The organism is Mesorhizobium sp. M1A.F.Ca.IN.020.03.2.1 (assembly GCF_004023205.1).
Classification (GTDB): domain Bacteria; phylum Pseudomonadota; class Alphaproteobacteria; order Rhizobiales; family Rhizobiaceae; genus Mesorhizobium.
The window spans coordinates 1-22905 of sequence record NZ_RZSV01000082.1 but is presented as its reverse complement, the minus strand read 5'-3'; the positions used below and the strand labels follow the sequence as shown (position 1 = coordinate 22905).

Here is a 22905-nt window from a genome sequence, read left to right as displayed (position 1 = left end):
CCAGAGGGGGGTGGGCGGGAACGCCGGCCTTCGAAAATTTGCGATCGGCCCAACGCTAATGGCCAAATCGCGCGTTCAGTTCATCTGTCAGAATTGCGGCTCGGTGCATCAGCGCTGGGCCGGCAAATGCGACGCCTGCGGCGAGTGGAACACGCTGGTCGAGGAAGGCACCGCGGGCGGCATCGGCTCGGGGCCGGCCAACACCCGCAATGTGCGCAAGGGCCGCGCCGTGGTGCTCACCAGCCTCTCCGGCGACATCGAGGACGCGCCGCGCATCGTCTCCGGCATCGGCGAGCTCGACCGCGCCACCGGCGGCGGCTTCGTGCGCGGCTCCGCCCTTCTGGTCGGCGGCGATCCCGGCATCGGCAAGTCGACGCTGCTGACGCAGGCCGCAGCCGCTTTGGCCTCGAAAGGCCACCGCATCGTCTATGTTTCGGGTGAGGAAGCTGTCGCGCAGATCAGGCTGCGTGCTCAGCGCCTGGGTGTCGCCTCGACGCCGGTCGAACTCGCCGCCGAGACCAATGTCGAGGACATCCTCGCGACAATCGCCGACGGCAAGCGGCCGGACCTGGTGATCCTCGATTCCATCCAGACGCTGTGGACCGATCTTGCCGATTCGGCGCCCGGCACGGTCACCCAGGTGCGCGCGGCCGCCCAGGCGATGATCCGCTATGCGAAATCCACCGGCGCCGCGATCGTGCTCGTCGGCCATGTCACCAAGGAAGGCCAGATCGCCGGCCCGCGCGTCGTCGAGCACATGGTCGACGGCGTGCTCTATTTCGAGGGCGAAGGCAACCACCACTTCCGCATCCTGCGCACGGTGAAGAACCGCTTTGGGCCGACCGACGAGATCGGCGTCTTCGAGATGTCGGACAAGGGCCTGCGCGAGGTCGCCAATCCATCCGAGCTGTTCCTCGGCGAGCGGCATGCGAAGTCGCCCGGCGCCGCCGTCTTCGCCGGCATGGAAGGCACAAGGCCGGTGCTGGTCGAGATCCAGGCGCTGGTGGCGCCCTCTTCGCTCGGCACGCCGCGCCGCGCCGTCGTCGGCTGGGACGGCGCGCGGCTCTCCATGGTGCTGGCGGTGCTGGAAGCGCATTGCGGCGTCCGCTTCGGCCAGCACGACGTCTATCTCAATGTCGCCGGCGGCTACCGCATCTCGGAACCGGCGGCCGATCTCGCGGGCGCCGCAGCATTGGTTTCGTCGCTCACCGGTCTTGCCCTTCCCGCCGATTGCGTCTATTTCGGCGAAATCAGCCTTTCGGGCGCGGTAAGGCCGGTTGCGCATGCGCAGCAGCGCCTTAAAGAGGCCGAAAAGCTGGGTTTCGGAAGCGCGGTGCTGCCGCTCGGCAGCGAGGAAGTCGTTGGCGGTAATGGGGCCGGGGGAATCGCGGCCGGCGCTTTCCAACCCACCGAGCTTGCCGACCTGGTGGCGCGCATAGCCGGCTCACGGCGCAGTCGCGCCGACGAGGGGGAGTGATGCAGCTCATGATGTGGGGCGAAAGACATGCCGATTACGCTGCTTGACGGAATTCTCGTCGGCTTCACCCTGGTCTCAGCGATGCTTGCCATGGTGCGCGGCTTTTCCCGCGAAGTATTGTCGGTGGTGTCGTGGGCAGCGGCGGCGGCGGCGGCCTTCTTCTTCTACAAGCCGGTCCTGCCCTACGTTCAGCCCTATGTCGACAACGACAAGATCGCCATGGCCGCGGCGGCCGGCATCGTCTTTGTCATCGCGCTGATCGTCGTCTCGGTGATCACCATGAAGATCGCCGACTGGATCATCGATTCGCGCATCGGCGCGCTCGATCGCACGCTCGGTTTCCTCTACGGCGCGGCGCGCGGCATCCTGGTCGTCGCGGTGGCGCTATTGTTCTTCAACTGGCTGGCCGGCGCCAAGGCGCCCGCCTGGGTTGCCAACGCCAAGTCGCGGACGCTGCTCGAGACGATCGGCGCCAAGCTCGAAAGCGTGCTGCCCGAGAACACGGAAGAGCTGGTCAACAAATACACGCGTAAGGGCACGCCCCAGGCCGGCGCGCCGGCGACCACCGACCAGCCCGCGGCCGAACCGCCGGCGACCGGCGACGACAGCGCGACGGCGCCCGACGACAGCGAAGGCGCAGCGCCGGCCGACAATGAGCCGGCTCCAGCCCCCGCCCCGGCTCCCGCCACCCCGGCGCCGGCAAACTGAGGCGCCGGCAAACTGAAACCAGGCCAGTTCCGGCACTGGCCTGGGGCATGTTATGGATGCGGCATCGCATGCGTTGCGTTCGATGAGCGATCGCCTTATATGGCGGTTTTAGCGGAGCTTGAGCCCCAGATGGCAGACTCAACGGCAGACGCAGGCAAAGTCCTTTCCGCCGAGGCCGATGACCATTTCCATGACGAATGCGGCGTGTTCGGCATTTTCGGCCGGCAGGACGCGGCAGCCATCGTCACACTCGGGCTTCACGCGCTCCAGCATCGCGGTCAGGAAGCCGCCGGCATCGTTTCCTATGACGGCACCCAGTTCCACGTCGAGCGTCATGTCGGGCTGATCGGCGACACCTTCACCAAACAGAACGTCATCGATCGCCTGCAGGGCAACCGCGCCATCGGCCACACCCGCTACGCCACCACCGGCGGCGCGGGCCTGCGCAACATCCAGCCCTTCTTCGCCGAGTTGGCCGAAGGCGGCCTTGCCGTCGCCCATAACGGCAACCTCACCAATGCGCTCACCGTCCAGCGCGCATTGCAGAAACAGGGCTCGATCTTCTCCTCCACCTCCGACACCGAGACGCTGCTGCATCTGGTCGCCACCAGCAAGGAGCGCGATTTGAACTCGCGTTTCATCGACGCCGTTCGTCAGGTCGAGGGCGCCTTCTCGCTGGTCGCGATGACGGCCAAGAAGATGATCGGCTGCCGCGATCCGCTCGGCATCCGTCCGCTGGTGCTCGGCGACCTCGACGGCGCCTGGATACTCGCTTCGGAAACCTGCGCCCTCGACATCATCGGCGCTCGTTTCGTGCGCGACATCAAGCCGGGCGAGATGGTGGTCATCACCTCCAAGGGCATCGAGAGCCTGTTCCCATTCGAGCCGCAGAAGACCCGCTTTTGCATCTTCGAATATGTCTATTTCGCGCGGCCGGATTCCTCGGTCGAGGGCCGCAACGTCTATGAGGTCCGCAAGCGCATCGGCGCGGAGCTGGCGCAGGAAAACCCGGTCGAGGCCGACATCGTCGTGCCGGTGCCGGATTCCGGCACGCCGGCCGCGATCGGCTTCAGCCAGGCCGCGGGCATTCCCTTCGAGCTTGGCATCATCCGCAACCACTATGTCGGCCGCACCTTCATCCAGCCGGGCGATTCCATCCGCCACATGGGCGTGAAGCTCAAGCACAACGCCAACCGCCGCATGATCGAGGGCAAGCGCGTGGTGCTGGTCGACGATTCCATCGTGCGCGGCACCACCAGCCAAAAGATCGTGCAGATGGTGCGAGACGCCGGCGCGAAGGAGGTGCATATGCGCATCGCATCGCCGCCGACCAGCGCATCGTGCTTCTACGGCGTCGACACGCCGGAGAAATCGAAGCTTCTGGCATCGCGCATGTCGGTCGAGGAGATGGCCGAGTTCATCCGCGTCGATTCGCTCGGGTTTTTGTCGATCGACGGGCTCTACCGCGCCGTCGGCGAGGCGCGCCGCGACAACGACCAGCCGCAATTCTGCGACGCCTGCTTCACCGGCCAGTATCCTACCCGCCTGCTCGACTTCGAAGGCCACGACAACGTGCGCACGCTGTCGCTGCTGGCGAGCGGCGGGTCGTAAGCCGGTCCACCCCACGGAATCCCTCACATGACCCTCGACCTTTCCGGCCGCGTCGCGGTCGTCACAGGCGCCTCGCGCGGCATCGGTTACTTCATCGCCAGGGAACTGGCTGCCGCCGGCGCGCATGTCGTCGCGGTCGCCCGCACCGTCGGCGGGCTGGAAGAGCTTGACGATGCGATCAAGGCCGACGGCCGCGGACAGGCCACGCTGGTGCCGCTCGACCTCGCCGACATGGCGGGCATCGACCGGCTGGGCGGCGCGATCCACGAGCGCTGGGGAAAGCTCGACATCCTGGTCGCCAATGCCGGTATACTCGGGGTGATCTCGCCGATCGGCCATGTCGAAGCAAAAACCTTCGATAAGGTAATGACCGTCAACGTCACCGCGACCTGGCGCCTGATCCGTTCGGTCGATCCGTTGCTTCGGCTCTCCGACGCCGGACGCGCGATCATCATGTCCTCCAACGCGGCGCACTCGGCGCGCGCCTTCTGGGCGCCCTACGCGGCTTCCAAGGCCGCGGTGGAGACGATGATGCGCTCCTGGGCGCATGAGACCGAGAGCCTGCCGCTTCGGGTCAACGCCGCCGATCCGGGCGCCACCCGCACCGCAATGCGCGCTCAGGCCATGCCCGGCGAGGATCCCGAGACGCTGCCGCATCCGTCCGAGATCGCCAAACGCATCGTGCCGCTGGCAAGCCCGGACTTGAAGGAAACCGGGCTGATCTTCCAGGCCAGGCACAACCGTTTCGTCGCCTATCGGCAACCGGAATAAACCTGCCTCAAGGCGGATGAAACAGGCCTCCCGCTACGTTCTTCGAATGTAGAACATTCGAAACCGGAGGACCGACATGCGCAGACTTCTTCTCGTTGCCGCCACCGCCATTACCGCCGCACTCGCCGCCACGGCAGGCGCGGCCCTGTCGCAAGACGCCAAGATGAGCTTCTTCGTCACCAGCGTCGGCTCCGGCAAGGGCGCCGATCTCGGCGGCCTCAAGGGTGCGGACGCGCATTGCGCCTCGCTGGCAGAAGCGGCCGGTGTCACCGGCAAGACCTGGCACGCCTATCTCTCCTCCAGCGCCGAGGATGCGCGCGACCGCATCGGCAAGGGTCCCTGGTTCAATGCCAAGGGCGAGAAGATCGCCGACGACGTCGCCTCGCTGCACAGCGACGCCAACGCCATCAGCAAGCAGACGGCGCTTACCGAGAAGGGCGAAGTCGTCAACGGCCGCGGCGACAAGCCCAACCGCCACGACGTGCTGACCGGCTCCAAGCCCGATGGCACCAAGATCGCCGACCAGACCTGCGGCGACTGGACGATGAGCGGCGCGGAAGGGGCAGCCATGACGGGCCATCACGACCGAGTCGGCCTCGACGAATCGGCCGCGGCGAAGTCGTGGAATTCCTCACATGCTTCGCGCGGCGGCTGCAGCCAGGAGGCGCTGAGAGGCACGGGCGGCGACGGCCTGTTCTACTGCTTCGCTGTCGAATAAGCGTCCGGCCAGCGGTCGTTCACGGGTCTGTGACCAGGGCGGGGGAGCGTATGCCGCCGCCCTGCTTTCGCCATTTGCTGGGAGTTGCTAGCATCGACCCGACTCCGACATCCAGCAAAGAGGAATTCCCATGGCTGCCACCCCCAGCGTAGCGTTGGTCTGGTATCTTGTGATCGCCGGCCCGCAGGGCGGCATGGCGGTGCTGCCCAGCACCTTCGACACCCGCGAACAGTGCACCAACGCGATTGCCGAATATCAGAAGCAACCGACGCCGCAGGGTTGGGCCGTGCAGTGCGTGCCGAGCGCCTCGCCTTTCACCGACGAAGGGGATGCGGAAGTGCCATCGGCACAGTAGCGCCAGCTGATCTCCCCCTCGTGAGCCCTTGTGAGGAGGAAGTGGCCGGGAAGCGGCCGGAAGGGGTCGTCGCGCGTGGCGCGCCGGCTCCTGTCGCCGAATGGGGTTCCGCCACCGCAAGCGCCTCCACCTTGCAGGCGATCAACTGACCGTCGAGCCTGCCTCTGGCCCCGAGTGTGATCAGCGCCTTGACCTGGTCGAGCCTCCTTCAGCGGTGCCTGCAGATGCGGTGGCGTCCATTTGCATCCCTTCCGCAGTTTTCGGTGCCTTGACAGCACGGAGATGCTGGCGGGACAGCGCGCCTCTGCCCCGCCGGGCATCGGACGACACCGTCGCCGATTTCCAAACTCGAAAGCGAGATACCCTGTCGGGTCGAGCGAAACTCGATCGTCCTTGGGCCGTTGCCAGACAGGAAGGAGATCCAGCATGGCCAAGGTGACCTCGCATCTGTGGTTCGAAAAGGACGCGCGGCAAGCGGTGGAATTCTATGTCGCCACCATTCCCAATTCAGCGATCGGCCGCACGACCGATGTGCCGGCGGACAATCCGAGCGGCCCCGCCGGCAGCGTCAAGATCATCGAATTCGTGCTCGACGACCAGAATTTCGTCGCGCTCGAAGCCGGTCCGCTCGATCCGTTCAACCATTCCTTCTCGATCCTCGTCGAGCTCGATAACCAGGCCGAGATCGACCGCATCTGGAACGCCTTTCTCGGCAATGGCGGCAAGCCCGAGCAATGCGGCTGGCTGAAGGACCGCTGGGGCCTGTCCTGGCAGATCGTGCCAAAAATCCTCGGCGACATGGCCGCACATCCCGACCGCGAACGCGCCAAACGCGCCACCGAGGCGATGCTGGGCATGGTGAAGATCGATGTCGCGGCGCTGGAGCGAGCGTTTGGGGGGTGAAGCTGCCAATTTCCCCCGCGACGGGAGAGATCGAAGTTCCAACGCAGCGCCAAGCCTATCCCCTTTGACTTCGGCCGCCCCGGCCATACCTTTGCGGGGGTCATTCCCGCGGAGGTCGCATGCGGTCCAAGTTGAAGCTCCTGCCCTTCATCCTCCTGGCGCTCACAGCCTTTGCGCAGCCAGTCGGCGCCGAAACACCTGAACGGCCGGCGCCGGCCGGCGGCGTGTTGTCGCTTTTGCCGCCGCCGCAGGTCACCGAGCATTCGATCACCCTTGGCGGGCGCAAGCTCGACTACCAGGCCAAGGCCGGCACGCTGTCGCTGCTTTCCGGCAAGGGCGAGGTCACGGCCGAGATCTTCTACGTCGCCTACACGCAGCAGTCGCCTGCCCCGGCCAAAGAGCGGCCGATCACCTTCGTCTTCAACGGCGGGCCGGGCGCGGCCTCCGCCTACCTGCATCTCGGCGCGATTGGCCCGCGCATCGTTGCGACCGCTGCCGACGGCCAATTCCTGCCGCCGCAACAAAGGCTCATCGACAATCCGGACAGTTGGCTCGACATGACCGATCTCGTCTTCGTCGATCCGGTCGGCACCGGCTACAGCCGCGAAGCGCCGGGCCAGGACACGAAAGGGTTCTGGGGCGTCGACCAGGACGCCAGCTCGGTCGGCGCTTTCATACGGCTCTATCTGGCGCAGAACGGCCGCACCGCTTCACCGCTCTTCCTCGCCGGCGAAAGCTATGGCGGCTTTCGCGCCGCGCTGCTCGCCAGGACGCTGCAGGAGGATGTCGGCTTGAGCCCCTCCGGCATCGTGCTGATCTCGCCGGCGCTGGAGTTCATGCTGGTGCGGCCGGACCAATTCGATCAATTGCACTGGGCGCTCGAACTGCCTTCGCTGGCGGCGGTGCGGCTTCGCGCCGACGGCGTCAGCGGCGAGGCGCTGCGCGACAGGCTGGCCGAGGTCGAACGCTATGCGCTTGGCGACTATCTGACGGCTCTCGCCAGCGGGCTGGAGCAAGGCGGCAAGCTCGCCAGCGGGCGCGTGGCGGAAATCACCGGCCTGCCGCTCGATCTCGTCGAGCGCAATTTCGCCCGTGTCCCTACCGGCCTGTTCACCCGCGAGTTCCAGCGCGCCAAGGGCAAGGTGCTCAGCCCTTACGATGCCACGATCAGCACCGCCGATATCTCGCCGGGCAGCGCCCGCATAGAAGGCCCGGACCCGGTGCTTGACCGCAGTGTGCCGGTGCTGACCTCGGCCTTTGTCGCTTACGCCCGTAACGAACTGAATTATCGCACGGATGTCAGCTACCGGCTGCTCAACGGCGAGATCAGTCGCAATTGGGAGTACGGCACCTCGGGGCAAGGCTATGCCGGGGCGATGAACGACCTGCAGCGGGCGCGTTCGCTCAACCCCTCGCTCGGCGTGGTCATCGTCAACGGCTATACCGACCTGGTGACGCCCTATCTCGCTTCGCGCTATCTGGTGAACCAGCTTCCCTCGCTCGCCGACGCCAAACCGATCCGGCTCGATGTCGTGGAGGGCGGCCACATGATGTACCTCAGGCCCGACGGAAGGCGCGCGCTGAAGGAGGCAGCCTCCGAGCTCTACCAGGCGACGCAGTAAGCGCTTCTCGATCGGCCACGAGGGCTCTGCCCCAACGCAAGCGCCGCGCTGGAACAGCGCGGTAGAAGCTTTCGCCCGTATAGCTGGCAGAAGTGGATCCGATAGGGCGGAGCCGCCTCCACGCTGGCAAATCGATACCGCATGGCCGATGTCGTCGTCCTCGAAAGCCGCGAAAGGGTGCTGGCCGGCATCCTGTTCACCGCGGCCGCCTATTTCCTGTTTTCGGCGCAGGACGCCTCGATCAAGCTGTTGGTGGCCGGCATGACAGTGTGGCAGATCATGTTCTTCCGCTCGGTCACCGTCCTTGCCGCCTGCGGCGCGATCGGCGGACGGACGCTGTTCGCCGACACGGTAAGCTCGCCCATCGTGCGGCCGATGCTGGTGCGCAGCGCGTTCACGCTCGCGGCCTGGCTCTGCTACTACAACGCGGCACGCTCGCTGCAGCTCGCCGAGCTCACCACCATCTACTACGCCGCGCCGATCATCGTCACCGTGCTTTCAGTGGTGATGCTGGGCGAGACCGTGCCGCTCTTGCGCTGGGCGGCGGTGTTCGTCGGATTCGTTGGCGTCTTCATCGCCTGCGACCCGGCGCGTCTCGGCTTCTCCGTGCCGGTGCTGCTTGTGCTGGCGGCAGCGCTTTTGTGGGGCATCGCCGTGGTGCTCTTGCGCAAGACCGCGATGCAGGAGCGCACGACGATCCAGCTGGTGCTCAACAATTTCTACTTCCTGCTTTTTTCGGCAGTGCCGGCGCTGATCTGGTGGCGCATGCCCGACGCGCCGCAGCTCATGCTTCTCATGAGCGTCGGCGCGCTCGGCGGCGTCGCGCAATACATGCTGTTCGAAGGCATGAAACGAGCGCCGGTGTCGATCGTGGCGCCATTCGAATACACCTCGCTGGTCTGGGCGTTTGCGCTGGGCTTCGCCATCTGGGGCGACGTGCCGAGAACCGAAGTTTTCATGGGCGCGGCTTTGATCATCGGCGCCGGCCTGCTGATCGTCGGCAACGAGCGTTTCCGCAAACGGGTCGAGGACTCATGACAGAAGGCTGTCAGCACGAGCGGCATAGTCTGGTACCATGACGGATACGGTCGACATGCCTGAAAAGCTTGCCAAGGGCACCGCCGACGCCACAGCCGAGCGCATGCTGGGCGTGGTGCTAGTCTCGGCCTCGGCCGTCGCCTTCGCGCTCACCGGCGTGCTGACCAAGTCGATCCATGCCGATCCGCTGACCATCACCTGCTGGCGCGGCTTCTTCGGCTCGATCCTGATTGCTCTTTACGTGCTGTGGCGCCGCCGCCGCTCGGGCGGGCGCGAGAGCCTCAGGCTCGGCTGGCGCGGCTGGCTGCTTGCGGTCGAGGGGGCTGCCGCCAGCATCGCCTTCATCGCGGCGTTCAAATACACCTATGTCGCCAATGTCGCGGTGATCTACGCCACCTCACCCTTCATAGCCGCACTGCTTGCCTTGCTGCTGGTGCGGGAAAAATTCCGGCTACAGACGATGCTGGCGGCGGCCGTGTCGCTATGCGGCGTCGCCGTCATGGTGGGCGGCGGCTTTGGCAGCGGCCACCTGTTCGGCGACGGGCTGGCGCTTTTGATGACCACCGGCAGCGCGCTCTACATGATCATGGTGCGCGCCTTTCGCGACTCGCCCGTCGTCTGGGCCGGCGCGGTGTCGGCCTTCCTGCTCTTCGTCCTCGGCTGGTTCGTCACCGACCCGGTTGCCGTTTCGACCCGCGATATGGTGCTGCTTGCCACCTTCGGCTGCTCCTTCGCGCTGGCCTCGATCCTGTGGACCGAAGGTTCGCGGCTTATCCCCGCCGCCGAATCCGGCCTGCTCGGCTCGGCCGAAGTGCCGTTCGCCATCCTGTTCGCCTTGCTGTTCCTCGGCGAATTCCCACCGCTGGCCAGCATCGTCGGCGGCGCGATCGTGCTTTGCGCGGTTTTCGCGCACGCCGCACGCGACTGGTCGAGAGCCAAATCGACGCGTTCGTAAATTTTTTTTGCGGTCACGGAACCATCACTCGACTCAGGCATTGTTAGATCGACGGGTCACCCCCCAAGTCCCCCCAAACCCCTCGACCCGTCCGACTAGAAGCCGACCCGCAAAAAGGTCGGCTTTTTCTTTGGGCGTTCCTGGCCGTTCAGGGCGGCAGCGCCAGGCCGGTGCCCAGAAGCTCCGCGAGATCCCGCGCCGGACGAGCCGCCTCGCGGCCGAGCCGGATGGCAAAGCCGGCCATAGGCAGCGGCGGCAGGTCGAGATCAGGGGACGCTTCCACGATACCGGAATGGGCCAGACGCCGGGTGCGCGGCGTCAGCGCGATGCCGGCATTGACCGCGCTGCGCAGGCCGGCAAGGCTGGAGCTGCCGGCAGCGATGCGGTAGCGGCGGCCGGCGGCGTCGAGTGCATTGAGAGCAGCCTCCCTGAAGCCGCAATAGGGATCGAGCAGCGCCAGCGGCACCACGTCTTGCCGCGTCGCCAAGCCTTTTTCCGAGCAGAGCCACAGCATCGGCTCGCTGATCAGGAACGCTTCATCCGGGGAAGGCGCATGGCGCATGGTGATCGCAAGGTCGAGCTGGCCCGCCTGCAAGGCTGACCCGAGCTCCACGGAGCGGCCGACGCGCAGCTCGATCCTGACGCGCGGATGGCTGGCGGCGAAGGCGCGCAACAGCTCCGGCAGGCCATGATCGGCAAAGTCCTGCGTGGTGCCGATGGCGATGCGGCCGCCGACGCGCGCGCCTTTCAGCGCCAGCCAGGCCTCGGTGTGGACGGCAAGGATGCGCCTGGCATGACCGACAAGGTCCTCGCCGGCAGGCGTCAGCCCGCGCCCACGTCCCTGGGGCGCAAGCAGCGGCTCGCCGACGACCTCCTCCAGCCGCTGCATCTGCGCCGTGACGGCGGATGGGGAGCGGCCAACAGCGGACGCCGCCCTGGCCAGGGAGCCACCATCGACGAAGGCCAGGAAGGTTTTGAGCAGGTCGGGATCGAGAGTTTCCATAATTCGATAATATCGAAGTAATTGTCAAAAACAATTCGATTTTTTTGTCGCATGGCTAGTGGCATGGTCCCTTCATCGGCGGCGCGAAGCCGTCAGAGCGAAGGAGAGAAAAATGCCGATCATCAATGTCAGCGTCACCGGCGAGCCCGACGCAAAGGGTTCCGCCGCGATCGCGAAGGAGATCACCGAGATTACGGCCACGCAACTGCGCAAGGACCCGACCATCACCGCGGTTGCGATCAGCTACGTCGATCCGCAGCACTGGTTCGCCGGCGGCAAGTCGCTGGCCGAGCATGGCACGAGCACCTTCTGGCTCGACATCAAGGTGGTGGACGGCACCAACACCAAGCTCGAGCTCGAAGCGTATCTCAAGGCGATTTTCGACGCCTTCGGCCGCCTGCTCGGCGGCGTCCATGAGGAAAGCTACGCGCTGGTGCATGAGGTTCCGGCGGCGGCCTACGGCTTTGGCGGCAAGAGCCAGGAGTTCCGCTTCATCAGCGGGAGACTGAAGGTGGCGTAGCGGCACGCCTTTCCCCGCTCCCCTGTGCGAGACGGTGGGTCGGCGCGCAGCGTCGAGACGGATGAGAGGTTTTGGAAGAAGGCCTGGAAGAATCGATTGCTTTCAGGCACTTACATATCCAGCGAAGCGATCCGTCCAATACCCTCATCCGTCCGGGCTTCGCTCGGCCACCTTCTCCCGCAAGGGGAGAAGGGAGCGCCCTACCAGCCCCACATTGACCTTGCCCCCACTTCCGCTACCTTCTGCCACCGAAGCGGCCGCGCAAGAGCCGCACCGTGGAGGACGTTGGGAGAGAGCGGCATGATCCTGACATTGGCGCTGCTTGCCGGTCTTGTCTTTGCCTGGCTGCTGATTGGCGTGATCGAAAGGTTCCGGCTCGATCTGCGCTTTACCCAGGCGTTGCTCTACGTGCCGTTCAAGCTCGCCTACCGTATTGCCGACGACCGCATCCGCATTGCCCGCAATGCCCGCACGCCGGTGATCTATGTCGTTTCGCACCAATCGCGCATCGAGCCGGCGCTGATGCTGTCGCTCTTGCCGGACGACACGCTGCACATTCTGGACGAGGCCTCGGCCCGCTCGCCCTGGCTGGAGCCGTGGCGCGAGCTTGCCCGCACCATCGCCTTCAATGCCGAACATCTCTTCGTCAGCCGGCGGCTGGTGCGCGTGCTGAAGGGCAAGGGCCGGCTTGCGGTCTATCTGCCCGACGACGTCGAACCGGACGTCAAGTCGTTCCGGCTGTTCCGCGCCATCACCCGCATCGCCATGCAGGCCGACGCCCGCATCGTGCCGATCTTCGTCGCCGGTGCGCGCGACCTGCCGATGTCGCTGACGCCGGCCGACAAGGCGCCGCGTCACTGGTTCCCGCGCCTGTCGCTCAGCGTGCTGGAACCGATGACCGTGGCCGAGCTGGTGGCTCGCAACCCCGACATGGCGTCGAACACCAACGCCCTGTTCGACCGGTTTGCCGAGGCGCGGCTCTACGGCAGCAATCTCGACCGCGGCCTGTTCCTGGCCATGCGCGACGCGGCGGATCGCGTCGGTGCCTCGCATCCGATCATCGAGGACGTGATTTCGGGCGCGCTCAGCTATCGCAAGATGTTCATCGGCGCGCGCGTGCTCGGCCGCCGCTTCGAGGCGGTGACGGCGCCCGGCGAAGCGGTCGGCCTGCTCCTGCCCAATGCCAATGGCATTGTGCTCTCCTTTGTCGGGCTTATCTCGGCGGCCCGCATCGCGGCGATGATCAACTACACCGCCGGCCCGGCGAGCGTCACCGCCGCGATCCGCACGGCGGTCATTCGCACAGTGGTCTCTTCTCGCGCGTTCATCGAGAAGGCCGCCATCGACGACATCGTCACCGCCGTCGAGGCGGGCGGCGCCAAGATGCTATGGCTGGAGGATGTGCGCGAGAGCGTGACCTTGCTCGACAAGGTCGCGGCGGCGCTTTTCTGGCGTTTTCCGCTGCAGCGGCAGCAGGCGTCGAAACCAGCGGTGATCCTGTTCACCTCGGGCTCGGAAGGAACGCCGAAGGCGGTGGTGCTGTCGCACCGCAACCTTCTCGCCAACGCCATGCAGGCCGAGGCGCGCATCACGATCTCCCCGGCCGATATCCTGCTCAACGTGCTGCCCGTCTTCCATTCGTTCGGGCTGACCGGCGGCACTATCCTGCCGCTGGTAACCGGCGTGAAACTGTTCCTCTATCCCTCGCCGCTGCACTACAAGATCATTCCGGAGATCGCGCGCAAGGTGAAGCCGACCGTCATGTTCGGCACCGACACTTTCCTCGCCAACTATGCCCGCACTGCCAAGGACGGCGATTTCTCCAGCCTGCGTTTCGTTGTTGCCGGCGCTGAAGCGGTAAAGCCCGAGACAAGGCGCACCTACCGCGACCGTTTCCAGGCATCGATCATCGAAGGTTTTGGGCTGACCGAGGCGGCGCCAGTGGTGGCGGTGAACACCGCCATCCACAATCGCGACGGCACGGTCGGCCGGCTGCTGCCGGCGATCCGCATGAAGCTTGAGCCGGTCGAGGGCATCAGCGAGGGCGGCCGGCTGTGGCTCGACGGGCCGAACATGATGATGGGCTACATGACCGCCGACCGCCCCGGCGAGTTGCAGCCGCTCGAGGGCTGGCACGACACCGGCGACATCGTCTCGGTCGACCGCGACGGCTTCATCACCATCCGCGGGCGGGCAAAACGCTTTGCCAAGATCGCCGGCGAGATGGTGTCGCTGGGTGCGGTCGAGATGCTGGTGCAGTCGCTATGGCCGGAACAGCGCCATGCCGCGGTGGCGGTGCCCGACAAAAGGCGCGGCGAGCGCATCGTGCTGGTCACCACGGCCGACGATGCCAATGCCGAAGAGCTGCGCCAGTTCGGCAAGAAGGCCGGCGCGGCCGAGTTGATGGTGCCCAATGACATCATCAAGGTGGAAGAAATCCCGGTGCTGGGTTCCGGCAAGACGGATTACGTGTCGGCGCGGAAGCTGGCGATCGACCGGCTGGGATTGGGGGTAGCGGCTTAGGCCGTATCGCAAGCGCTGGCGGGACAGCGCCCCCCTCTGTCCTGCCGGACATCTCCCCCACACGGGGGGAGATCAGATGCCCTCTCGGCTTTCGCCAATCAGCATCGTTGCAGGATACGCGGCTTGAACGAAGCTGCCAATTTCTCCCCCAAGTGGGGAGATGTTCGCCAGGACAGAGGGAGGCGCGAAGGAACTCGGCGGCTCGAAGTCGCGCCTCTCGAGCGGGTTCAGCCGATATCCGAAGGCGGCACCTTCTCGCCTTCGCGCATGGCCCGCTTCGAATAGGCGCGCACCGAAAACGGCAGAAAGACGAGGTAGCCGGCGACCGAGGCGGTCAGCGTGTACCAGGGATAGGCCATCAACAGCAGGATGTAGAGCACCACGCCGAGGATGACCGGAAGCACTCTGTCTCCCGGCACCTTGACGCTCTTGCCCGAATAGACCGGCAGGCGACTGACCAAGAGGAAGGCGACGAGCACGGTGAAGCCAGAGGCAACGAAGGCCGCCCCCCGGGTCGGTTCCAGGCCGAGCCGCAGGAAGTAGAGATAGCAAGGCAGCATGACCAGCACCGCGCCCGCCGGCGCCGGGACGCCGACGAAATACTCGGTCTGCCAGGCCGGCTGGTCGGTGTCGTCGGCCAGCACATTGAAGCGGGCGAGCCGCATGCCGCAGGCAATGGTGAACAGGAGTGCCGCGATCCAGCCCGGCGAGCCGGCGCGGTCGAGCAGGAAGGCATAGAGCACCAGCGCTGGCGCGACGCCGAAATTGACGATATCGGCCAGCGAATCCATCTGCGCGCCGAACTTCGAGGTCGCCTTCAGCATGCGCGCCAAGCGGCCGTCGATGCCGTCGAGGAAGGCTGCGAGCAGCACCATGACGACGGCCGGCTCGAAGCGGTCCTCGAAGGCGAAGCGGATGCCGGAAAGGCCGGCGCAGATCGCAAGAACGGTCACCAGATTGGGCAGCACCATGCGCATCGGGATCTCGCGGATGCGCGGGCCGCCGCTGGCGTGTGCCTCGAACTTCTTGAAAGGCGCGCCCACCGCTCAGGAAATCCTGACCAGCGGGGCGACCGCCGCGCCGCCGAACTCGGCAAGCACCGTCTCGCCGCCTACCGCCGTCTGGCCGACGGCGACGCGCGGCACGGCGTTCGACGGCAGGAAGACGTCGACGCGGGAGCCGAAGCGGATCAGGCCAAAACGCTCGCCGATGCCGATCGAGCCGCCCTGCTCGGCCCAGCAGACGATGCGGCGCGCCACAAGGCCGGCGATCTGCACGGCGGCGACGGTGCCGTTGGGGCTGTCGATGACCAGGCCGTTGCGCTCGTTCTCGGAGCTTGCCTTGTCGAGCTCGGCATTGAGGAATTTGCCCGGACGGTGCTCGATGCGCGTGATCCTGCCGCGCACCGGCGCGCGGTTGATGTGGCAGGAAAAGACATTCATGAACACCGAGATACGGGTCATTTCGCCCGTACCCAGGCCAAGCTCGCGCGGCGGCACGGCGGGCCCGACCGCCGAAACCATGCCGTCGGCCGGGCTGACCACCAGCCGGTCGTCGACCGGCGTGACGCGCTCTGGGTCACGGTAAAAATAGATGCACCAGCCGGTGAGGATCAGCCCGAGCCAGAACAGGATCGAGGAGAAATAGCCGAGGAACAGCGTGGCCGCGCCGAAGGCGGCGATGAAGGGATAGCCCTCGCGATGGATCGGAACGAACGTATTCTTGATCGTATCGAGAAGCGTCATAGGGCTTGGGGCGGTCCCTGTTTCAGGTCCGGCCTCAATAGCCGAAAGCCCCCCTCCCCGCAACGCAACAATGGGAGAGGAAGAGCGAGGCCGTGGACTCATAGCTGTGGTTTTAGCGCCGGCACTGTGTCAGGGTGCGCGAGGGCGGTGCGAAAATCGACAAGGTCGAGGTCGATCGGGGCTGCTTTGCCTACATGTTGGGCGGTGCCGACGGCAGGACGCTGTTCATCACCGCCGCCGAATGGCGCGGCTTCGAGAACATGGTCGGCGACGCCCGCACCGGCCAGGTACTGGGCGTCGTCGCGCCTGCACCCGGCGCGGGCTGGCCGTCTTACGCCTCCGGCACGCGCTGATAGTGCGCGATATCCGCTTTGACGCCGAGGCGGGCGATCGTTGCCTGAGGGCTGAAGGCGATGCTCTCGTGCGCGGCCTTGACGATCGGCACGACGTTGTCGACCGCGGCCTGGCTTTCCCATTCGACCATGGTGACGATGTTGAATTCGCCGGGGCCGGAGAACTGCTCGAGCAGGAAGTCCTGCACGAAGCCGTCCTGCTGGCGCAGCAATTCGTGCGTCATCCTGACCTTGCCGAGGATCTCGTCGCGCGCTTCCGCCGGCACGACGAATTTGTCGACCCGGAACACGCTGCCAGCGCGTTGATCTTTATTACTCATTTCGATCGGTCTCCGTTCTTGGAAGGCTTGCTTCGCAGGGGTTCGGAGCCGGTTTGCAAGCTCAAGCTAGGTTGAGGTCAAGGGGATTTTGCGCCGACTTCTCCTTCTCCCCTTGTGGGAGAAGGAAGAGGCGCTAGCTCACCTCCGACGTCCTTCTCCGTACGATCACGCCGAACTCGTCGCTTTCACGCGCAATGCGCAGGCGCTCCTCGGCTTCGGTGGCTTCGCGCTGGCGGTCCCACATCGAGGCGTAGAGGCCCTGCTGGCGCAAGAGCGCGGCGTGGGTGCCGCGCTCGGCGATCTGGCCGTCCTTCAGCACGATGATCTCGTCGGCCGAAATCACTGTCGACAGCCGGTGGGCAATCACAAGGGTGGTGCGGCCCTTGCTGACGAGGTCCAGCGCCGCCTGGATCTCCTGCTCGGTCTGGGTGTCCAGCGCCGAGGTCGCCTCGTCCAGCATCAGGATCGGCGGAGCCTTCAGGATCGTGCGGGCGATCGCGACCCGCTGCTTCTCGCCGCCCGACAGTTTCAGGCCGCGCTCGCCGACCATCGAGCGGTAGCCGTCGGGGAGTTTTTCGATGAACGGCCCGATCTGGGCAAGCTCGGCGGCCTTGCTCACCTCCTCCTCGCTGGCGCCGACGCGGCCGTAGCGGATGTTGTAGGCGATGGTGTCGTTGAAGAGCACCGTGTCCTGCGGCACCATGCCGAGCACCGCACGCAGGCTCTCCTGGGTGACGTCGCGGATGTCCTGGCCGTCGATCAGCACCTGGCCGCGCTGCACGTCATAGAAGCGGAACAGAAGCCTGGAGATAGTCGACTTGCCTGCGCCGGAGGGGCCGACGATGGCGACCGTCTTGCCGGCCGGCACCTCGAAGGAGACGCCCTTCAGGATCTTGCGGTTCGCATCATAGGAGAAGTGCACGTCGCGGAACTCGACCTTGCCGGCACTCACCTTCAACGACCTGGCGTCCGGCTTGTCGACGATCTCCTGGGGCACGTCGAGCAGGTCGAACATGTGCTCGATATCGGTCAAACCCTGGCGGATTTCGCGATAGATGAAGCCGATGAAGTTGAGCGGCACCGAAAGCTGCATCAGCATGGCGTTGATGAAGACGAAATCGCCGACCGACTGCGTGCCGGCCTGCACCTCGAGCGCCGACATGCACATGACGATGACTGTGCCGAGGCCGAAGATGAGACCCTGGCCGAAGTTAAGCCAGCCGAGCGAGGTCCAGGTCTTGGTGGCCGCGGTTTCATAACGCGCCATCGAGCGGTCGAAGCGCTCGGCTTCCATGCGCTCATTGGTGAAATATTTGACCGTCTCGAAATTCAAGAGCGAGTCGATCGCCTTGGTATTGGCGTCGGTGTCGCTGTCGTTCATGTCGCGGCGGATCGAGATGCGCCAGTCGCTGGCCTTGACTGTGAACCAGACATAGATCCACACCGTGACCGCGACCACGGCGACGTATTTCCAGCCATAGGTGTAGGCGAAAATGCCGGCCGTCAGCGCGAATTCGAGAATGGTCGGCGCCGTGTTCAGCATGACGAAGCGCACGATCGTCTCGATGCCCTTGGTGCCGCGCTCGATGATGCGCGACAGACCGCCGGTGCGGCGTTCAAGATGGAAGCGCAGCGACAGCTGGTGCATGTGGACGAAGGTGCGGAAGGCAAGCTGGCGCACCGCATATTGGCCGACGCGGGCAAACAGCGCGTCGCGCAGCTGGTTGAAGCCGAGCTGGACCAGCCTCAGCACATTATAGGCGATGACCAGCATCACCGGCGCGAGCATGAAGGCGGGCAGCGGCGGCGGCGTCTTCGAGGCGTGGGCGAGCGCATCGGTTGCCCATTTGAAGAAATAGGGGCCGGCGACCAGGGTGACCTTGGCGACGACGAGAAGCAGCGTCGCCCAGGTGACGCGGGCTCTCAAGTCGGCACGGTCGGCCGGCCACATATAGGGCCACAGATTGCGCAGTGTGGTGAGGGTGCCGGTTTCGGCGGAGACGGTCTTGTCGGCCATTTTGTTCTTAGCTTTCTTTCATGCTTTCGCCGCAGCAGGAATCGACCAGGGCCGCGAGCGACGCCGAGACCTCGGCGAGCGTAGCGCGGTCCACCGCGTAGCGTGAACGCTGGCGATCCGCCTCGAAGCGGACGAGCCCTGCTTCGACCAGGATCTTCAGATGCTGCGAAACGGTCGACTGGGCGAGATCGAGATGATCGACCACCTCGCGGCAGGAGCAGCAGCGACTGGCCGAGAGATGCTTCAGGATCTCGATGCGTGCCGGATGCGACAGCGCCGCGAACCGCGTGGCGATGCCGCGGCTGTCAAGGGCTCGGCTATTGAGGGCGCGGTTGACGGATAGGGATTCGGTCATCGTTCATCGCCGATAAACGATGGAGGATGAGAGGGCAAGCCAGGCGGATGGGTAGCACGGTAGGAAGTGTCAAAAACGCTGGCGGGACAGCGCCCCCTCTGCCCTGCCGGGCATCTCCCCCACGAGGGGGGATTACGCTCTTACTCCGTCTTTGGCGCCGTCATCTGGTCACCCATGGCCTTCATGTCGGCCGGCTCGCCTTCCTTCGACTTGCCGGGGACCTTGAAGACCTGACCGGGCCAGATGCGGTCGGGATTGCGGATCTGATCCTGGTTGGCGAGATAGATGGTCGAGTAGCGCACGCCATGGCCATAGACGCGCCGCGAGATGCGCCAGAGCGTATCGTTGCGGCGGATGATGACGGCTCCATCGGCGTGTTCGAGCTTCGGCGCCATGGTTTCAGGCACGTCGGCCGCAGGATTCGCTTCGGCGACCTCGGCCGACGTGTCGGCGGTCGCGGCGGGCTTGCCCGCTTCGGTGGTAGCGGTGGCCGGCGCCGTCGTCTCGGCGGGATTGGCCGCCCCGGACTTTGCCTCTGCGGGCTGGGACCCCGCACCCTGGGCGAGCTTGCTGTCGGCGGGCTTGGCCTGGTTGGGCGCGACGGCGGCAATCGACTCGCCGGGCTCGCGTTCGAACGGAACAGCGGCACGGGCGACGACCTTATCGCCATCGTCGGCAAGGCCGTCGACATGAATGGTATGGTTGCCGATCGGAATGTCGCGCGCCGCCTCGATCAGGAAATGGCCGTCAGGCGAAGTTTTCGCCTCGCCAAGCAGGACATCGTCGGCATAGGCGCGCACCTTGCGGCCGGGATCGGCCCTGCCCGCGACGAAGATCTTGCCGCCGTCGATCTCAACCGCCTCGACGGCGATCTTCGGCTCGTCTGCAGCGGCGTTCTGGGTCGCGGGAGCCGAAGCCTGATCCGTAGCTGCCGGTGCCGTTTCAGCCGGCGCCGCCGCCGGGGCAGACGCCGCCGGCGCGGTTGCGGCCGGGGCCTGCGCATCCGGGGCGGCTGCCTGACCGGTGGCGGCAGGTGCCTCCGGCTTGGCCGCGGGCTGCGGAATGGTCAGCAATTCGGACGGCTTGCCCGGCTCCTCGACCATCGCCAGCACCTGGCCGGTCGGGCTCTGCGGCACTGAGACGACGGCGGTCTGCGCCGAGGCGACTGCGACGCCGCCAGCGGTCGAGCGCAGCGTGATCGTGTAGTCGCCGGGCTTCAGCGGATCGTCGAGCACGATGGCGAAGGCGCCGTCGGGACCGGCATCGGTCGAGCCGAGCACCGTGCCGCCGTTCAGGACCTCGACCTTGGCATTGGGCGCCGCGCTGCCGGCGACGACAATCGAGCCATTGCCTTCGACGCGCACGACATCGAAGGTTGGCAGTGTGGGTCCTGCGGCGGCCGGCGCCTGAGCGGCCGGGGCGGATTCCGCCGGGGCCGTCGCGTTGTTGGCAGGCGCCATTGCATTGTTGGCGGGCGCCATCTTGTTGGCCGGCGCCATCTTGTTGTTGGCCGGCGCCATTGTATTGGCCGGGGCTTGCGCCTGCGGTACGCGCGCCTCGGTGGAGGTGCTTGAGAATTCGGCCGGCTTCGTGCCTGCCTGCGGCAGCGACGCGACCTGCGGCGGATTCTGCTTGTTGATGTATGGGTCGAGCGCGCCCGACCCGTAGGCGACCGCCGCGACGACGGCAACGCCGCCCGCCGCGAACAAAAACGCCTTGGAAGAATTGATAGCCATAATCTTTTCTGCCCCTTAGCCACCTAACGCCGGTCTAGCGTGTTTTCACCAAGCTCACAAGAAAAAGCCCGTCCTTGGGCTTGACCGCGCCAACCGTCCCTATCACCAATCATGACATGAACACGATTCGATCCGTCTGCGTCTATTGCGGTTCGTCTCCGGGCCGCGACGAGGCCTATGTCAAGGCCGGCCACCTGCTCGGCCGCTCGCTGGCGAAGTCCGGCCTGCGCCTGATCTATGGCGGCGGCACCAAGGGAATCATGGGCGCCGTCGCAGACGGGGCACTCAAGGCCGGCGGCAAGGTGACCGGCATCATCCCGCGCTTCCTGATCAACAAGGAGGCGACCGAGACCGCTCTCGACAAGCTCGACGAGCTGGTGATCACCGACAACATGCACGAGCGCAAGCACAGGATGTTCGAGAAATCCGACGCCTTCGTGGCGCTGCCGGGCGGCATCGGCACGGTCGAGGAGATCGTCGAGATCATGACCTGGGCGCAACTCGGCCATCACCGCAAGCCGATCGTGTTCGCCAACATCAAGGCCTTCTGGGACCCGATGCTGGCGCTCATCGAGCACATGTCGGGCGAAGGCTTCATCCACACCGCACATAGGGTGAAGCCGCTGGTGGTCAACGACCCCGAGGCCATCGTCGCCGCCATCATGGTGGCGGGCTCGTCGGTCGACGCGCCGACGGAAGGTGTGCAGGCGGTGATCGACAAAATGTAAGGTGAATGGTGAATAGTGCGGATCGCGCGAGCCGAAATCTGTCCACCGCCAGATAGTAACTATTCGCTATTCACCATTCACCGTTCACCGTCCTCCTCAAATCCTCAATCACCGCCCTCCGGTCATTGCGCCGCCAGGCGAGATGGATTTCAACGCTGCGCTTGAACCATGGCAGGTCGCGAAAGACGATGCCGGCCGGCGCAGCGCTTTGCAGGCTTTCCTGTACCGTCGCCAGGCCCAGCCCGGCGCTGACTAGGCCGAGCGAGGTCAAGGGATCGGCCGTCTCGTAGGCGATGTCGGGCACGAAACCGGCCTCCATGCAGGCCGCCAGGAACTGCGCGCGGTTGGTGTCATCGGGTTGGCGCACGACGGTGATCCAGACGCGGGCGTCAAGATGGCGGGGCCTGATGTCGCTCGCATCGACAAGCGGATCGCCTTCGGGGATCGCCAGCACCAGCGGTTCGCGCCGCACCAGCATGCTCTCGATATCCGGATCGCCTTGCGGCGTCGGCGCGTAGACGAATCCGAGGTCGAGCACGCGCTGGCGCAGATCCTCGAACTGCGCGGCCGTGCGGCGGTTTCTCAGTTGCAGATGAAAATCCGGCCGCTCGCGGCGGAATTCCCTGAGCATCGCAGCGATCAGCCCGGCATGCACCGCCCCCTCGACGTAGCCGATGGCGAGGCTCCCGGTAGCGCCGCTTGCAAGCTTGCGGCCGAGCTCCTCCAGCCGCGCGGCATTGACGAGCAGAGCGCGCGCCTCGGCAAGGAAAGCCCTGCCCTCGGCGTTGAGACGGACGCGCTGCTTCGATCGCTCGAAAAGCGTGACGCCGAGTTGCTCCTCGAGCTGCATGATCTGCCGGCTCAAAGGGGACTGCGAGATATGCAACTGCTCGGCGGCCCGGCCGACATTGCCGGCCTCGGCGACGGCGACGAAATAGCGGATCTGCCGCAGGTCGAGCATTCTGCGTCTCTATGATTTAAGTCCTTCAAGATCTGAACTTTATCCTAATCAGTCTTGGACAGTCTGACCAGCCGGCGCGATATCTTCCGCATCAACCGGCCACAAAGGAGCCCGCCATGCAGTTCTTTGCCCTTCTCACCCGCAACACCGAAAAGTTCAGCGATAGCGATTTCGCGCCGCTGCTTCCGGGCGAAGCCGAGCAGCGGCGCACGCTCTATGCGCAAGGCGCCGTGCGCCAGGTCTGGAACCGCGGTGACATCCCCGGCAGCGGCATGATGTTCGAGGCTGCCGACGACAAGGAGGTGCGCGGCCATCTCGCCACCCTGCCGCTGGTCGAGGCCGGAATGATGGACATCGCGGCGATCGTGCCGCTCAATCCCTATCCCGGCTTCGGCCCGAAGCGTTGAGACCGGGATGAAGAGAGGTGCTGCCGCTCACCCGGCAGCACCTATGAGCGACCAAGGAAGCGACGCAAAAGGCCCGCCC

General features: G+C 65.6%; 23 protein-coding genes and 1 pseudogene. 15 read left to right on the top strand and 9 right to left on the bottom strand.

The features are described from left to right. Positions 1 to 58: 58 nt before the first annotated feature. The 6 genes from radA (at position 59) to EOA79_RS15360 (ending at position 5640) form a co-directional block, all read left to right on the top strand. Positions 59 to 1477, top strand: coding sequence for a DNA repair protein RadA (gene radA, locus EOA79_RS15385; protein WP_128293079.1), 1419 nt, complete (start codon positions 59 to 61; stop codon positions 1475 to 1477). A gap of 27 nt (positions 1478 to 1504) precedes the next feature. Continuing rightward, on the top strand, positions 1505 to 2185 hold the full coding sequence (locus EOA79_RS15380) for a CvpA family protein (protein ID WP_095823655.1): 681 nt from the start codon (positions 1505 to 1507) through the stop codon (positions 2183 to 2185). Positions 2186 to 2314: 129 nt separating this feature from the next. Further along, a complete protein-coding gene (purF, locus tag EOA79_RS15375) occupies positions 2315 to 3796 on the top strand; it encodes an amidophosphoribosyltransferase (RefSeq protein ID WP_095800085.1) in 1482 nt (493 codons plus the stop codon). A gap of 27 nt (positions 3797 to 3823) precedes the next feature. Next, entirely contained in the window at positions 3824 to 4567 is a 744-nt protein-coding gene (locus EOA79_RS15370; RefSeq protein WP_067001369.1) for an SDR family NAD(P)-dependent oxidoreductase, read from the top strand. Between the two features lie 76 nt (positions 4568 to 4643). Beyond that, positions 4644 to 5285 (top strand): hypothetical protein, encoded by a 642-nt coding sequence (locus EOA79_RS15365; protein WP_067330239.1) that lies wholly within the window; start codon positions 4644 to 4646, stop codon positions 5283 to 5285. 130 nt (positions 5286 to 5415) lie between these two features. Beyond that, entirely contained in the window at positions 5416 to 5640 is a 225-nt protein-coding gene (locus EOA79_RS15360; RefSeq protein ID WP_067001363.1) for a hypothetical protein, read from the top strand. A gap of 88 nt (positions 5641 to 5728) precedes the next feature. Here EOA79_RS15360 and EOA79_RS33580 read toward each other — a convergent pair. After that, positions 5729 to 5827: pseudogene (locus EOA79_RS33580) on the bottom strand (OsmC family peroxiredoxin); the annotation flags it as partial. Between the two features lie 239 nt (positions 5828 to 6066). Between EOA79_RS33580 and EOA79_RS15350 the strand changes: the two are divergent. The 4 genes from EOA79_RS15350 (at position 6067) to EOA79_RS15335 (ending at position 10158) form a co-directional block, all read left to right on the top strand. Further along, positions 6067 to 6543, top strand: a complete 477-nt coding sequence (locus EOA79_RS15350; RefSeq protein ID WP_095800086.1) for a VOC family protein — start codon at positions 6067 to 6069, stop codon at positions 6541 to 6543. Positions 6544 to 6662: 119 nt separating this feature from the next. Next, on the top strand, positions 6663 to 8165 hold the full coding sequence (locus EOA79_RS15345; RefSeq protein ID WP_095823656.1) for a peptidase S10: 1503 nt from the start codon (positions 6663 to 6665) through the stop codon (positions 8163 to 8165). Positions 8166 to 8306: 141 nt separating this feature from the next. Continuing rightward, positions 8307 to 9203, top strand: coding sequence for a DMT family transporter (locus EOA79_RS15340; RefSeq protein ID WP_067001357.1), 897 nt, complete (start codon positions 8307 to 8309; stop codon positions 9201 to 9203). A 55-nt stretch (positions 9204 to 9258) separates the two neighbouring features. Then, positions 9259 to 10158 carry a DMT family transporter gene (locus tag EOA79_RS15335; RefSeq protein WP_082954141.1) on the top strand — a complete coding sequence of 300 codons (900 nt, stop codon included), beginning with the start codon at positions 9259 to 9261 and terminating at the stop codon, positions 10156 to 10158. A 148-nt stretch (positions 10159 to 10306) separates the two neighbouring features. Here EOA79_RS15335 and EOA79_RS15330 read toward each other — a convergent pair whose 3' ends face one another. Then, entirely contained in the window at positions 10307 to 11161 is an 855-nt protein-coding gene (locus EOA79_RS15330; protein WP_095823657.1) for a LysR substrate-binding domain-containing protein, read from the bottom strand. 112 nt (positions 11162 to 11273) lie between these two features. Between EOA79_RS15330 and EOA79_RS15325 the strand changes: the two genes are divergently transcribed. Continuing rightward, entirely contained in the window at positions 11274 to 11681 is a 408-nt protein-coding gene (locus EOA79_RS15325) for a 4-oxalocrotonate tautomerase family protein (RefSeq protein WP_067321223.1), read from the top strand. A 300-nt stretch (positions 11682 to 11981) separates the two neighbouring features. Then, the gene (locus tag EOA79_RS15320; protein ID WP_067321220.1) at positions 11982 to 14204 is read left to right on the top strand and encodes an AMP-binding protein; all 2223 of its coding nucleotides are present in this window, start codon (positions 11982 to 11984) and stop codon (positions 14202 to 14204) included. A 227-nt stretch (positions 14205 to 14431) separates the two neighbouring features. Here the strand turns inward: EOA79_RS15320 and EOA79_RS15310 are convergent, their stop codons facing one another. Beyond that, positions 14432 to 15175 (bottom strand): phosphatidylcholine/phosphatidylserine synthase, encoded by a 744-nt coding sequence (locus EOA79_RS15310; RefSeq protein ID WP_245299656.1) that lies wholly within the window; start codon positions 15173 to 15175, stop codon positions 14432 to 14434. Positions 15176 to 15250: 75 nt separating this feature from the next. Beyond that, a complete protein-coding gene (locus EOA79_RS15305; RefSeq protein ID WP_280950673.1) occupies positions 15251 to 16051 on the bottom strand; it encodes a phosphatidylserine decarboxylase in 801 nt (266 codons plus the stop codon). Positions 16052 to 16083: 32 nt separating this feature from the next. Between EOA79_RS15305 and EOA79_RS15300 the strand changes: the two genes are divergently transcribed. Further along, positions 16084 to 16302, top strand: a complete 219-nt coding sequence (locus EOA79_RS15300) for a hypothetical protein (RefSeq protein WP_245322286.1) — start codon at positions 16084 to 16086, stop codon at positions 16300 to 16302. On the opposite strand, the gene EOA79_RS15295 is transcribed toward EOA79_RS15300, so the two are convergent. From EOA79_RS15295 to EOA79_RS15280, 4 genes are all read right to left on the bottom strand, one after another. Continuing rightward, positions 16281 to 16622 carry an antibiotic biosynthesis monooxygenase gene (locus EOA79_RS15295; protein WP_095800091.1) on the bottom strand — a complete coding sequence of 114 codons (342 nt, stop codon included), beginning with the start codon at positions 16620 to 16622 and terminating at the stop codon, positions 16281 to 16283. The genes EOA79_RS15300 and EOA79_RS15295 overlap by 22 nt on opposite strands. 133 nt (positions 16623 to 16755) lie before the next feature. Beyond that, positions 16756 to 18639, bottom strand: a complete 1884-nt coding sequence (locus EOA79_RS15290; protein WP_095823659.1) for an ABC transporter ATP-binding protein/permease — start codon at positions 18637 to 18639, stop codon at positions 16756 to 16758. A gap of 7 nt (positions 18640 to 18646) precedes the next feature. Further along, positions 18647 to 18994: a metalloregulator ArsR/SmtB family transcription factor gene (locus EOA79_RS15285; protein WP_095823660.1), complete on the bottom strand. Its 348-nt coding sequence runs from the start codon at positions 18992 to 18994 to the stop codon at positions 18647 to 18649. Positions 18995 to 19134: 140 nt separating this feature from the next. Beyond that, the gene (locus EOA79_RS15280; protein WP_095823661.1) at positions 19135 to 20730 is read right to left on the bottom strand and encodes a LysM peptidoglycan-binding domain-containing protein; all 1596 of its coding nucleotides are present in this window, start codon (positions 20728 to 20730) and stop codon (positions 19135 to 19137) included. A gap of 116 nt (positions 20731 to 20846) precedes the next feature. Between EOA79_RS15280 and EOA79_RS15275 the strand changes: the two genes are divergently transcribed. Beyond that, positions 20847 to 21458 (top strand): TIGR00730 family Rossman fold protein, encoded by a 612-nt coding sequence (locus EOA79_RS15275; protein WP_066997348.1) that lies wholly within the window; start codon positions 20847 to 20849, stop codon positions 21456 to 21458. A gap of 70 nt (positions 21459 to 21528) precedes the next feature. Here EOA79_RS15275 and EOA79_RS15270 read toward each other — a convergent pair whose 3' ends face one another. Next, positions 21529 to 22419: a LysR substrate-binding domain-containing protein gene (locus tag EOA79_RS15270; protein WP_127335522.1), complete on the bottom strand. Its 891-nt coding sequence runs from the start codon at positions 22417 to 22419 to the stop codon at positions 21529 to 21531. Between the two features lie 116 nt (positions 22420 to 22535). Between EOA79_RS15270 and EOA79_RS15265 the strand changes: the two genes are divergently transcribed. Further along, a complete protein-coding gene (locus tag EOA79_RS15265) occupies positions 22536 to 22826 on the top strand; it encodes a muconolactone Delta-isomerase family protein (RefSeq protein WP_066997354.1) in 291 nt (96 codons plus the stop codon). Positions 22827 to 22905: the final 79 nt, after the last annotated feature.

Excerpts from the sequence above, each read along its gene's own strand:
- EOA79_RS15350 (WP_095800086.1), top strand. The coding sequence starts at position 6,067 with ATGGCCAAGGTGACCTCGCATCTGTGGTTCGAAAAGGACGCGCGGCAA.
- EOA79_RS15310 (WP_245299656.1), bottom strand. The coding sequence starts at position 15,175 with ATGGTGCTGCCCAATCTGGTGACCGTTCTTGCGATCTGCGCCGGCCTT.
- EOA79_RS15280 (WP_095823661.1), bottom strand. The coding sequence starts at position 20,730 with ATGGCTATCAATTCTTCCAAGGCGTTTTTGTTCGCGGCGGGCGGCGTT.
- EOA79_RS15370 (WP_067001369.1), top strand. The coding sequence starts at position 3,824 with ATGACCCTCGACCTTTCCGGCCGCGTCGCGGTCGTCACAGGCGCCTCG.
- EOA79_RS15330 (WP_095823657.1), bottom strand. The coding sequence starts at position 11,161 with ATGGAAACTCTCGATCCCGACCTGCTCAAAACCTTCCTGGCCTTCGTC.
- EOA79_RS15365 (WP_067330239.1), top strand. The coding sequence starts at position 4,644 with ATGCGCAGACTTCTTCTCGTTGCCGCCACCGCCATTACCGCCGCACTC.
- EOA79_RS15320 (WP_067321220.1), top strand. The coding sequence starts at position 11,982 with ATGATCCTGACATTGGCGCTGCTTGCCGGTCTTGTCTTTGCCTGGCTG.
- EOA79_RS15380 (WP_095823655.1), top strand. The coding sequence starts at position 1,505 with ATGCCGATTACGCTGCTTGACGGAATTCTCGTCGGCTTCACCCTGGTC.
- EOA79_RS15360 (WP_067001363.1), top strand. The coding sequence starts at position 5,416 with ATGGCTGCCACCCCCAGCGTAGCGTTGGTCTGGTATCTTGTGATCGCC.
- EOA79_RS15275 (WP_066997348.1), top strand. The coding sequence starts at position 20,847 with ATGAACACGATTCGATCCGTCTGCGTCTATTGCGGTTCGTCTCCGGGC.
- EOA79_RS15325 (WP_067321223.1), top strand. The coding sequence starts at position 11,274 with ATGCCGATCATCAATGTCAGCGTCACCGGCGAGCCCGACGCAAAGGGT.
- EOA79_RS15340 (WP_067001357.1), top strand. The coding sequence starts at position 8,307 with ATGGCCGATGTCGTCGTCCTCGAAAGCCGCGAAAGGGTGCTGGCCGGC.
- EOA79_RS15295 (WP_095800091.1), bottom strand. The coding sequence starts at position 16,622 with ATGAGTAATAAAGATCAACGCGCTGGCAGCGTGTTCCGGGTCGACAAA.
- EOA79_RS15285 (WP_095823660.1), bottom strand. The coding sequence starts at position 18,994 with ATGACCGAATCCCTATCCGTCAACCGCGCCCTCAATAGCCGAGCCCTT.
- EOA79_RS15270 (WP_127335522.1), bottom strand. The coding sequence starts at position 22,419 with ATGCTCGACCTGCGGCAGATCCGCTATTTCGTCGCCGTCGCCGAGGCC.
- EOA79_RS15305 (WP_280950673.1), bottom strand. The coding sequence starts at position 16,051 with ATGAGTCCACGGCCTCGCTCTTCCTCTCCCATTGTTGCGTTGCGGGGA.
- purF (WP_095800085.1), top strand. The coding sequence starts at position 2,315 with ATGGCAGACTCAACGGCAGACGCAGGCAAAGTCCTTTCCGCCGAGGCC.
- radA (WP_128293079.1), top strand. The coding sequence starts at position 59 with ATGGCCAAATCGCGCGTTCAGTTCATCTGTCAGAATTGCGGCTCGGTG.
- EOA79_RS15335 (WP_082954141.1), top strand. The coding sequence starts at position 9,259 with ATGCCTGAAAAGCTTGCCAAGGGCACCGCCGACGCCACAGCCGAGCGC.
- EOA79_RS15265 (WP_066997354.1), top strand. The coding sequence starts at position 22,536 with ATGCAGTTCTTTGCCCTTCTCACCCGCAACACCGAAAAGTTCAGCGAT.
- EOA79_RS15345 (WP_095823656.1), top strand. The coding sequence starts at position 6,663 with ATGCGGTCCAAGTTGAAGCTCCTGCCCTTCATCCTCCTGGCGCTCACA.
- EOA79_RS15290 (WP_095823659.1), bottom strand. The coding sequence starts at position 18,639 with ATGGCCGACAAGACCGTCTCCGCCGAAACCGGCACCCTCACCACACTG.